Origin of the sequence: Caballeronia sp. (genome assembly GCF_028292365.1) — a bacterium.
GTDB lineage: Bacteria > Pseudomonadota > Gammaproteobacteria > Burkholderiales > Burkholderiaceae > Caballeronia.
The window spans coordinates 1-10794 of the sequence record NZ_JAQGMM010000024.1 but is presented as its reverse complement, the minus strand read 5'-3'; the positions used below and the strand labels follow the sequence as shown (position 1 = coordinate 10794).

Here is a 10794-nt window from a genome sequence, read left to right as displayed (position 1 = left end):
AGACCGACAACCGGCACGCCGCGTTCTATATACGGGCGCAATGTGTCCAGCGTTCGGCGCGCTTCGGCCTTCGCTTCGTCGACCCGGCCTGCCGAGAGGAACGTGCGCCCGCAGCACAGCGGCCGCTCGCCCGCCTTGATGTTCAGATGAACCGTGTAGCCCGCCGCTTCGAGTACACGCTTGGCGGCGCGGGCGTTGTCCGGTTCCATGTAGTTGTTGAAGGTATCGACAAAAAGCAGCACTTCCTTGTCGCCCTGCGCGGGTGGCAAGGGCTGTATGGCCGTCGATAAAAAGGACTTCACGAAGCGCGGAAACGCGCGTTGCGGCGCAAGGCCAAGGCGGGTTTTTAACCAGCCTGCGAAGCGCGGCAAACGCTCGACCGATCCGAACAACGACGGCATGCGGCTCGCGTACGGCGCGTAACGTGGCAGAAAGCCCACTAGCCGGTCGCGCATGCGCAGGCCATTCACCGAGGTCCACGCGGCGCGCGCTTCAATCTTGATCTTCGCCATGTCGACCCCCGTGGGGCAATCACGCTTGCAGCCCTTGCACGACACGCACAGGTCCAGCACATCCTTCACGTCCTGGCTTGCAAGGCCGCCCTCACCGAGTTGCCCGCTGATCGCGAGCCGCAGCGTATTCGCCCGGCCCCGCGTGACATGCTGCTCGTCCTTGGTGATGCGATAGCTCGGGCACATGGTGCCAGCATCGAACTTGCGGCAATGGCCGTTGTTGTTGCACATTTCGACGGCCTTCGCGAGGCCGCCGGTGTGATCGTCGCCCGTTCCTGGTGCGGTCTCGACACCCGTCAACGGATCACGCGTCACGTTCCATTGCGACCAGTCGAGCTGCGTGGCGATGTCGCGCTCGCGATACGTCGGCGGAAAACGGAAGTTCGTTGCATCGTCCATTTTCGGCGGATTCACGATGCGATCCGGACTCATGCGATTCTCGGGATCGAAGAGCGTCTTGATCTCGCGGAACGCCTCGTTCAGTCGCGGCCCGTATTGCCACGCGACCCATTCGCCGCGGCACAAACCATCGCCATGTTCACCGGAATACGCACCCTTGTACTCACGCACCAGCGCCGACGCTTCTTCCGCAATCGCGCGCATTTTCTCCGCGCCGGTGCGGCGCATATCGAGAATAGGCCGCACGTGCAGCGTCCCGACGCTCGCATGCGCGTACCACGTGCCTTCAGTGTGATGCTTGTGGAAGACCTCAGTGAGTCGCGTGGTGTACTGCGCGAGATGTTCGAGCGGCACCGCGCAATCTTCGATAAACGAGACCGGCTTGCCGTCGCCCTTCATGCTCATCATGATGTTGAGGCCGGCCTTGCGCACTTCCCACAAGGCCTTTTGTTGCGAGGCATCGGACATCTCGACCACGGAGCCGGGCAAGCCCAGATCGCCCATCAGTTCCACAAGCTGCGCAAGCTTCGCGAGCTGTACGGCCTTGTCCGCGCCGGCGAATTCGACCAGCAACACGGCTTGCGGCTGGCCGACCAGCGCACGTTCGATCACGGGACGGAATGCGGGATTGGACATCGACAGGTCGATCATCGTGCGGTCGACCAGTTCCACCGCGACCGGTCCCAGCCTGACGATGTGCTGCGTCATGTCCATCGCGTCGTAGAACGTGGGAAAGTTCACGACGCCGAGCGTCTTATGCTCAGGCAAAGGCCAGAGCTTCAACGTGAGTTGCCGGCTGAATGCGAGCGTGCCTTCGGAGCCCACCAGTAATTGCGCGAGATTTGGCTCGCCATCGGCGCTGAAGGGCAAGGGGCTCTGGCAATCGAAGAGATCGATGTTGTAGCCCGCTACGCGGCGCAACACCTTCGGCACCTGCTCGCGGATCTCATCGCGTTCGCGTTGTGCAATGCGCTGCACGCCTTCGACCAGCGAACGCGTTCGCGCATCGGATGACATCGCATGCAATGCCGCGAACGTGGCTTGATGACCATCGGCCAGCACGGCGTCGATAGACACCACGTTGTGCACCATGATCCCGTATTCCATCGACCGCGAGCCGCACGAGTTATTGCCCGCCATGCCGCCGATCGTACATTGCGCACTGGTCGATACATCGACGGGAAACCACAAGCCGTGCGGCTTCAGCCACGCGTTCAGATGATCCAGCACCACGCCCGGCTCCACCGTCACCGTGCGCGCTTCACGGTCGAAGTGGACGATATTGTTGAGCCACTTGCTTGTATCGATAATCAACGCTTCGCCAATCGTCTGCCCGCACTGGCTCGTTCCCGCCCCGCGTGCGAGCACGGGAACGTGCGCGTCGCGTGCAATTTCCAAAGCGAGCAGCAAGTCCTCCTGATCTTTCGGAACAACCGCGCCCAGCGGCATGATCTGGTAGATCGATGCATCCGTCGCGTAGCGTCCGCGCGCAGCCCGGTCGAACAATACGTCGCCACGTAACTCTTGACGCAGGCGCATGGCCAGCGGCGACAGCGTGGCGCGCGCCGACGCCGGCATCAGATGGATCGGCTGGACGAGCGCTTCGGAAGATTTAGTCAGCATCGGCGTCTACGCGCGGTTAAATAGTAGGGAGTTTGCGAAGAAGAGCTGGTCACGCCGGACCAGCTTCGTATCACGCCGCCGCCTTCAATTCGGGGGCTGCGGTGTTGCTGGTCAGATAGTCCATTGCTGCCAGGACGCCGCTGCCGGCGAGCTTCACGCCGGACAACTTCAGGCCCATTTCGCAGCCTGTGAGCGTTGCCATCAGCGTGAGGTCATTGCAATCGCCCAGGTGCCCGATGCGGAACATGCGGCCCTTCAGCTTGCCTAGACCCGTGCCAAGCGACATATCGAAGTTTTCGTAGATGGTCTTGCGAATCGCATCCGCGTCGACTCCTTCGGGCGTCATCACGCCCGTCAGCACTGGCGAATAAACGGCCGGATCGGCGCACTGGATCTCGAGTCCCCACGCATTGACCGCAGCGCGGCAAGCCGCGGCCAATCTTTGATGGCGGGCGAAGACCTGCTCGAGCCCTTCGTCGCCGATCATCTCGAGCGCTTCAGACAAACCGTAGAGCAAATTGGTGTTCGGCGTGTACGGCCAGTACCCGCTCTTGTTCATCTCGATGATCTCGTCCCACGCCCAGAACGCACGCGGCAACTTCGCGGCCTTGCTCGCCTTGATCGCTTTCGGCGAGACCGCATTGAAGCTAATTCCCGGTGGCAGCATCAAGCCTTTTTGCGAACCGGACACGGTGACATCCACGCCCCATTCGTCATGCCGGTAATCCGCTGACGCAAGCCCAGAAATGGTATCGACGAGAAACAAGGCAGGATGTCCGGCCGCATCGATCGCGCGACGCACCGCTGCAATGTCCGACGTGACACCCGTCGAGGTTTCGTTATGCACCACGCAAACCGCCTTGATCGTGTGCTGCGTGTCTTCACGCAAACGCGCTTCGATCATGTCGGCCTGCACGCCGCGCCGCCATCCCTCAATGCCTGGCAAGCCCAGGAATTCCGGCTTCAACCCCAGGTTCTCGGCCATCTTTTTCCAGAGCGTCGCGAAGTGGCCGGTCTCGAACATCAACACGGTGTCGCCGGGGCTGAGCGTGTTGCAGAGCGCCGCTTCCCATGCGCCCGTGCCCGATGACGGATAGATCACGACCGGCTGTTCAGTCTTGAAGATGGCCTTGATGCCGTCCAGGACTTTCAGGCCTAACGCACCGAATTCCGGCCCGCGATGGTCGATCGTCGGATAACTCATTGCCCGTAGAATGCGGTCCGGGACCGGGCTGGGACCCGGAATCTGCAGGAAATGGCGACCAGCGGGATGGAAATCGAGTTTTAACATGATGCGTCCTTTGAATTTTGCATGCAAAATACTTTAGCGCACCGAGACGATGACCGGAAGCGGTAAATGCTTGTTTTTCTTAGGTGGAAACCCGCCCCTCCAAACTTACCGGCGTGGTACGGTAAAATCGTGTCAATAGAAAAGGGTTGAGGTATTGAATGCAAAATGATCATCTGCAGGATTCACAGATCGCGCAGATTTCGCAGACCGCAGCCACGCTTCCAAAAGTTGAGCGGCAGCGGTTGCATGACACGGTGGTTGAGCACCTGCGCAATTTCATCGTCGAAGGCTTGCTTGCGCCGGGCGTGAAACTCAACGAACGCACGTTGTGCGAGACGCTGGGCATTTCGCGCACGCCGCTGCGTGAGGCGCTGAAGGTGCTGGCGTCCGAGGGACTGATCGACATCTTGCCGAACCGGGGTGCATCGGTGTCGCAGATGAGCGAGGCGGAGATTCGCGAGACTTTCGAACTGATGAGCGGGCTCGAAGCGTTCTCGGGCGAACTCGCATGCGAGCGCATAACACCTGCCGAGCTGAGCGAAATCAAGGCGCTGCATTACGCGATGCTGGCTTGCCGCGAACAGAACGACCTGTCGGGGTATTACAGCCGCAATCAGGCCATTCACGACAAGATCAACGACGCCGCGCGCAATTCGGCGCTGCGGCAGACTTATATATCGGTGAACCGGCGGCTGCAGGCATTGCGGTTCCGGTCCAACTTCCAGACGGTGAAGTGGGACAGCGCGATCCGCGATCACGAAGCCATGATCGAGGCGCTGGAAGCACGCGACGGCAAGCGCATGGCGTCTATCCTGCGTGGCCATTTGCTGTCCAAGCGCGATGCGGTGCTGGCCGAGAGAACCATGACTACGGTGCGCACGCGGTCAGAGGGCGGCACGCTGCCTGACGCGCCGCCGGGTTAAAACGGGTTATCGCCCACATCAATATCGAGGCGCGTTTTCGGACAGCAGGGGCAAGACCGCTGTCCGCTGACCGTCGACAGTTGCCCCTGCAAACGCAAAGCTCGGCGAAAGGTCGCGGTTGAGATCGGCGGGGAAGTTGAGAGCGGGCTTCGATACCTCGTCAAGCGCCGCGATCTGCGCGTCAGTCAGCTTGAGATCGAGCGCGGCAAGATTCGCCTGAAGCTGGTCGATTCTGCGCGCTCCAAGAATTGTCGACGTCACGCCCGGACGGTTCTGCACCCACGCAAGCGCAACCGCCGCCGGAGTGGCGTTGGCTTCCTTGGCAACGGCCGTCAGCGCATCGATAACCTGAAAATCCTTCTCGGTCGGCAAGCCCACCAGGGACCCGCGATCCGACGCAACGGTATTCACATTCTCCCGGCTGTATTTGCCCGACAGCCAGCCGTTCTTGAGAGGGCTCCACGGCATCACGCCAATACCAAGCTCTTGCGCCATCGGCGTCAATTCGCCCTCTACGGTCCGTTGCAGAAGCGAGTATTCAACCTGTATCGCGATTAACGGTGTCCAGCCGCGGAACTGCGCGATCATCTGCGCCTGCGCGACCTTCCAGGCGGGCGCGTCGGAGAACCCCACATAACGCACCTTGCCGGCGCTCACAAGATCGTCCATCGCGCGCATCGTCTCTTCAATGGGCGCCGTGCGGTCCCAGTTGTGCATCCAGTACAGGTCGATGTAATCCGTCTGCAACCGGCGCAGCGATTGCTCGCATTGCTCGACGATTGCCTTGCGCCCGGCTCCGCCACCGTTCGGATCTCCGCGATACAGATTGCCGAAGAACTTCGTGGCAATGACCGTGCGATCCCGGCGGCCTTTTTGCCGCGCAAAGAAGTCGCCAATGATCTTCTCGGAATGACCGAGGGTGTAGATGTTGGCGGTATCGATGAAATTGCCGCCCCGGTCGAGATACTCGGCAAGGATGGTTTCTGCCTCAGCGGGGCTTGAGCCCCAGCCCCAGTCTTCGCCGAAGGTCATGGTGCCGAGACAAAACGGACTGACCCGAAGGCCCGAGCGGCCAAGCGTGACGTAGGAATCCAGCGACATGATGTTTCTCCTGAAAATTGACGGGTTGGCCAGACGTCAATAAAACCACCATGCGCCTTCCCGGCGATAGACCAATGCTCGCAAGCTCTTGCACAATCCTGCCAACATTGAGCGAAACATGCGTACGGTGCTTGCCGTGCTTACAATGAGCGCGTTCGCCCCTTACCGTGGAAGAATGGAACATCTCGCCGAACTTCGCAGCTTGATCAAACGCCACGCCCGCCCCGACATGATGGTCGAAGCGCTGCCGGGCGTCGCAATCATGGCTTCCGACACAACCACCGAGCCGATCCACCATGTGTACGAACCCACGCTTGCCGTGATCGCACAAGGCACCAAACGCACGGTGCTCAACGACAAGGTGTTCGAATACCGCGCGGGGCAGTACCTGGTGGTGTCGGTCGACTTGCCGATCACCGGGCACGTAGTCGAGGCAAGCGAGCGCGAACCCTTTCTTGCGATGGGGCTGGTGCTGAAGCCGGCGAACATTGCCACCCTGTTGCTGGAGACCGCGCCCGGCGACAGGACGGTCGGGGAGCCCCTGGGTTTGGCTATCAGTAGTGCGTTGCCGGAGTTGCTCGATCCGATCGTACGCTTGCTTCGCCTGCTGGATCACCCCGAAGATATTTTCGTGCTCGCGCCCATGCTCGAGCGCGAAATCCTGTGGCGGCTGCTGGCGGGTGAACAGGGTGCGATGGTGCGGCAGATCGGTCTCGCCGATAGCCGCTTGTCGCAAATCAGCCATGCCATCCGCTGGATTCGCAGCCATTACGCCGAGACGCTCGCGACCGAAGCACTCGCCGGGCTGGTGGGCATGAGCGTTTCGTCGTTTCACCGGCATTTCCGCGCGGTGACGTCGATGAGCCCGCTTCAATATCAGAAGCGCATACGTCTGCAGGAGGCGCGCGCGCGGCTTTTGGTGGAATCGGCAGATGTGGCCGCGGTGGGATTCGAGGTGGGCTACGACAGCCCATCGCAGTTCAGCCGCGAATACAGCCGCCTGTTCGGCGCGCCGCCAGGCCGCGACGTCGCACGCTTACGCGGCGTGCCGACGCTTGCGCAAAGCATCGCCTGAAGGAATGAACGTGCCTCTTAACCCTCCCCTCAGCGCGTCCTCAACCCGCGCACATTCCTGACGCCTGAAGCCCCTTGTATAAATCCATTTGATGGGTTGATAAGAAAACGCAATTATTTTTATGGTTTTCAGCTTTGTACAGTCCGATGCAGTCACAACGCGCCATGCAACCAAAATCGAGCGCGACAAGAATATCTACTCGCCACCGGACCATCATGAAACTACTCAAGCTTGCTCCTCTCGCGGTGCTGGGCGCCTTCACGGCGTCGTCGTATGCACAGAGCAGTGTCACCCTTTACGGCCTGATTTCAGGCGGCGTTGGGTTCGCGACCAACCAAGGGGGTCACAACGCTTATGAGGCGCTCAGCGGCACGAACCAGAATCCGCGCTGGGGCCTGAAAGGACGCGAAGACCTGGGCGGCGGCTTGACCGCGGTGTTCCAGCTTGAGAACGGTTTCAACATCATGAGCGGCACGGCTTCGCAGAACGGCCGCGAATTCGGCCGGCTGGCGTACGTGGGTCTCGCCGATAAAACCTACGGCACGCTGACCCTCGGTCGCCAGTACGACGCGATTCACGATTACATCGGTCCGGTGATCATTGCGAGCAACGGCGTGAACATCGGCGATAACGACAACGGTTATAACGACATCCGCGTCCAGAATTCGGTCAAGTATGTGAGCCCGGATTATCGCGGGCTGAAGGCCACGGCCATTTATGGCTTCAGCAACTCGACCGGCTTCGGCGACAACAACGCGTACAGCTTCGGCGTCGGCTACGAGAATGGCCCGTTCAAATGGAGCGCGGTGTACGCGCAGTATAACCACCCGGACAGCCCCACCAATCCGGACGGCGCGATCTCCAACGACTACGCGTCACCCATCTTGATCTTCGATAAGAGCGCGACCCACCCGTCCGTGTTCGCGAGCAAACAGCGCATTGCCGGCACCGGTGGTTTCTACACGATCGGGAAGGCGCAATTCGCCGCGCTCTTCACCGATGTTCACTACGATTACCTCGACAACTCGCATCTGCACTTGCAGAACTTTGGCGTGAACGTGGTGTACACCATGACCCCGTCGCTGTTCCTCGGCGCGGCCTACGGTTACACCGACGGCAAGTACGATGTGATCAACCAGAAGCCGCAGTGGCATCAGGTGAACTTGCAGGCGGACTATTTTCTTTCGAAGCGTACTGACATAGCGTTGACAGTGATCGGCCAGCTAGCCGCCGGCGACGCTCAGCATGCGCAAATCTTCGCGTTCGCGCAGTCGACAACGACACGCCAACTGGTCGCAACCATCGGCATGCGCCACGTGTTCTGAACATGAGCCAAACTTTTAATATCCCTCGCCGTACGTTCCTCAAGGCATCGGCAGCGTTGACTGCCGGTGCGATGTTCAGCCCACTTGCGCAGGCGGCCAACGAGCGGCGCACGGTCATTATCGATTGCGATCCGGGCCAGGACGATGCCATCGCCATCCTGTTCGCACTCGGCGCGCGCGACCGGCTGGACGTGCGCGCATTGACTGCGGTGGCGGGCAACGTGCCGCTGGACCTGACTGAACGCAACGCGCGCATCATTCGCGACTGGGCGGGTCAGACGAAGACCCTGCCGGTTTATGCAGGCTGCCCGCGTCCACTGATGCGCCCGCTGATTACTGCTGCGAACGTGCATGGCAAGACGGGCCTCGAAGGCGTGGAATTGCACGAACCGCTGGCGCCGGCCGCGCAACAGCACGCGGTGGCATATCTCATCGAAACGTTGAAGGCGGCCCCACCTCACAGCGTGACGATCTGCGCGATCGGACCGCTGACGAACCTGGCCACCGCGCTGACCGAAGCGCCCGAAATCCGCGACGGCTTGCGCGAAATCGTGCTGATGGGCGGCGCGTTCTTCGAGCGCGGCAACATCACGCCGGCTGCCGAGTTCAACGTCTATGTCGATCCGGACGCGGCGAGCATTGTGTTCGCGAGCGGCGTGCCGATCGTCGTGCTGCCACGCGATGTCGCCGTGAAAGCGCCCATCACGCCCGCGCGCATTGCGCCAATACGCGCCATTGGCAACCGCTGCGGCGCGATCGTCGCGGACATCATGGCGGCGGAAGTGAAGTATCAGAAGGGCCGGCGCGGCGTGGAAGAAGCACCCATGTACGATCCTACCGCGGCGGGTTATCTCGTCGATCCGTCCTTGTTCAAGGGACGTCTGGTGAATGTGGTGGTGGAGACAACTGGGCAATGGACGCTGGGCGAAACGGTAGTTGACTGGAGCGGCCATAGCGGCCGTGCACCGAACGCAACCTGGATTACCGACGTCGATGCCGATGCGTTTTATGCCGCGCTACGGGCGAGCATTGCTACGCTTCCCTAAGCCGCTGTTTGCTCATGGTTTAAATATGCGCGGCAATATAGTCCCAACACGCTTTCACATGCGGACCGCGGTCTTCGCCCGCCAGCGAGATCAACGCAATGGCGCGCGTGACACGCGGTTTGTCCAGACGAAGGGCTATCAGTTCGGGATCGTGCAGATGCAGCGTATAGAGGCTCGGCAGCACGGCAATCGCCAGGCCGTTGCGCGCCAACGCGTACAGCGGCTCGGAGTATTCCATCCGGTACGCCACGGAAAGACGCAGCTTTTCATCGCCACTTGTTCGATGCAACGCGTCGCTCACACTGCCGCGCACGAACACAGCAAGGTCCCGGCCAACAAGCTTCGCCCACGGCAGCGTCTTGCGTTTGGCGAGCGGATCGTCGCGACGCAGTACCACGACGATCTCGTCTTCGAAAACGTCCTTGAACCGCAACGCCTCGTGGTTCGCTTCGGGTTCATGCACGCCAATGCCGATGTCGGCGACACCATCGCGCACCGCATCGATCAGCGCGCTATTCGGCAAGTCAGTGAGCGTGAAACGCAGCGATGGCCGTTGTTCGCGGAACGCGTTCAATACCGGCAGCAGGCGTCCCGCCACGGACGGAATCATCGCGATGCGCACCGTCTGCACGCGCTCGGCGAAGGTGCTGGCCATGTCGTCGAAAGTGCCGCGCGCATGGTTGAGCAGGCGCTCGGCAAGCGGCAGTATGCTGGCGCCGGCAGCAGTCAGCGTCAGGCGGTGAGCGGAACGCGCAAACAAAGGACCGCCGAGCAGGAACTCGATCTGCCGGATCGCGGCGGTCAGGGCCGGTTGTGTCAGCGAGAGCGATTGCGCCGCTTGCGTGAAGCTGCGCGCGTGCGCGAGCGCAACGAAATACTGCACTTGCCGCAACGTCAGCGCGGGCAAGAGGGACGAACGATCGGACATTGAGCGCCACCGCTTCGGGACAATGCGCCGCAGTATAAAGCGCGACCAAGCCGGCCTAAGCAAAGGAAACAATAGTGAACAAGGAATCTTCGATGGCTTCTCCCGAGCTCGCCGCACCAAAAACATCGAGCGGCTGGCTGGATCGCCGCTTTGCATTGAGCGCACGCAATACCAGCGTGCGGATCGAGACACTTGCAGGCATTACGTCGTTTCTCGCGGCGGCGTATCTGCTTGTCGTGATCCCGTCGCTGCTTGCAACGGGCGGCATGGATCGGGGTGCGGCGACCACGTCAACCATCATCGTTTTCGTTTTAAGCACCATTTTCATGGGACTTTATACGAATCTGCCGTTTATCGTCGGACCCGGGATTGGTGGATCGGTGATCCTCGGCGTGACGCTGGCGGCGACCGAACATGTTGCGTGGCAAACCGGTCTCGGCATTGCGTTCATCTCCGGCGTGCTGTTTCTTATCCTTACGCTGGTCGGCGCGCGCAGTCTGGTCGTGCGGCTGATTCCGGCGCAGATCAAGCTGGGTCTCGGCGCGTCCATCGGGCTCTTTATCGCGGTGCT

The 10794-nt window shown here is 61.0% G+C and carries 9 protein-coding genes; 5 read left to right on the top strand and 4 right to left on the bottom strand.

Annotation, left to right across the window (positions count from 1 at the left end; all coding sequences use genetic code 11):
- Together JWR14_RS01150 and JWR14_RS01145 are read right to left on the bottom strand one after the other, a co-directional pair.
- A partial coding sequence (locus JWR14_RS01150) for an FAD-binding and (Fe-S)-binding domain-containing protein (protein WP_299699924.1) occupies window positions 1-2534 on the bottom strand: 2534 nt, incomplete at its 3' end.
- 70 nt (window positions 2535-2604) lie between these two features.
- Complete coding sequence (locus JWR14_RS01145) at window positions 2605-3825, bottom strand: aminotransferase class V-fold PLP-dependent enzyme (RefSeq protein ID WP_299699921.1); 1221 nt, start codon at window positions 3823-3825, stop codon at window positions 2605-2607.
- 158 nt (window positions 3826-3983) lie between these two features.
- On the opposite strand from JWR14_RS01145, the gene JWR14_RS01140 reads away from it, so the two are divergent.
- A complete protein-coding gene (locus JWR14_RS01140) occupies window positions 3984-4748 on the top strand; it encodes a GntR family transcriptional regulator (protein ID WP_299699918.1) in 765 nt (254 codons plus the stop codon).
- A gap of 18 nt (window positions 4749-4766) precedes the next feature.
- Here the strand turns inward: JWR14_RS01140 and JWR14_RS01135 are convergent, their stop codons facing one another.
- Window positions 4767-5849: an aldo/keto reductase gene (locus JWR14_RS01135; protein WP_299699915.1), complete on the bottom strand. Its 1083-nt coding sequence runs from the start codon at window positions 5847-5849 to the stop codon at window positions 4767-4769.
- A gap of 118 nt (window positions 5850-5967) precedes the next feature.
- On the opposite strand from JWR14_RS01135, the gene JWR14_RS01130 reads away from it, so the two are divergent.
- From JWR14_RS01130 to JWR14_RS01120, 3 genes are all read left to right on the top strand, one after another.
- Entirely contained in the window at window positions 5968-6924 is a 957-nt protein-coding gene (locus tag JWR14_RS01130) for an AraC family transcriptional regulator (protein WP_299699912.1), read from the top strand.
- Between the two features lie 212 nt (window positions 6925-7136).
- Window positions 7137-8249 (top strand): porin, encoded by a 1113-nt coding sequence (locus tag JWR14_RS01125; protein ID WP_299699927.1) that lies wholly within the window; start codon window positions 7137-7139, stop codon window positions 8247-8249.
- A gap of 2 nt (window positions 8250-8251) precedes the next feature.
- Window positions 8252-9295 carry a nucleoside hydrolase gene (locus tag JWR14_RS01120; RefSeq protein WP_299699909.1) on the top strand — a complete coding sequence of 348 codons (1044 nt, stop codon included), beginning with the start codon at window positions 8252-8254 and terminating at the stop codon, window positions 9293-9295.
- A gap of 19 nt (window positions 9296-9314) precedes the next feature.
- On the opposite strand, the gene JWR14_RS01115 is transcribed toward JWR14_RS01120, so the two are convergent.
- Entirely contained in the window at window positions 9315-10223 is a 909-nt protein-coding gene (locus JWR14_RS01115) for a LysR family transcriptional regulator (protein ID WP_299699906.1), read from the bottom strand.
- Window positions 10224-10315: 92 nt separating this feature from the next.
- Here JWR14_RS01115 and JWR14_RS01110 point away from each other — a divergent pair.
- Window positions 10316-10794: solute carrier family 23 protein (locus JWR14_RS01110; protein WP_299699903.1), on the top strand; the 479-nt coding region annotated here is incomplete at its 3' end.